Origin of the sequence: Pseudomonas sp. N040, assembly GCF_015637705.1 — a bacterium.
Classification (GTDB): Bacteria; Pseudomonadota; Gammaproteobacteria; order Pseudomonadales; family Pseudomonadaceae; genus Aquipseudomonas.
Genome location: NZ_JADOBE010000020.1, coordinates 1 through 554 on the forward strand (window position 1 = coordinate 1; position 554 = coordinate 554).

The window sequence follows — 554 nt, forward strand, 5'->3', positions numbered from 1 at the left end:
GACACCGGGTCGGATTACCTCGACATCGGCCAGGCGCTGAACTTCGAGGACGACGGGCCGAGCGTCACGGTCAGTGCGGACACGCCAGCCGACGAGCTGACGGTGGACGAAACCGACCTGACCGCCGACGACAGCGCCAACTATGCCGACAACTTCAGCAACACGCCCGACTATGGCGCCGACGACGCCGGCACGTTGGACACCGACTACGCCCTCAGCGTGAAGAGCGCGGGGGTCGACTCCGGGCTGGTGGATGTGGCCACCGACGAGAAGGTGTTGCTCACTGTCAACGGCAGCGGCGTGGTCGAAGGCCGCACCGAAACCTCGGATGATCTGGTGTTCACCGTCAGCGTGGATGGCAGTGGCACCGTCAGCCTCGACCAGCTGCGCGCCCTCAAGCACCCCGACGGCACTGACCCGGATGACTCCCTGACCCTCAGTGCCGCCGACCTGATCCGGCTGACCCGCACCGACACCATCACCGACAAGGACGGTGATCAGGACACCGGGTCGGATTACCTCGACATCGGCCAGGCGCTGAACTTCGAGGACGA

Annotated in this window: 1 protein-coding gene; it reads left to right on the forward strand. The window is 65.7% G+C overall.

The features are described from left to right. On the forward strand, positions 1 to 554 hold a 554-nt coding region (locus tag ISX93_RS17365; protein ID WP_229732273.1), incomplete at both ends, for a DUF5801 repeats-in-toxin domain-containing protein.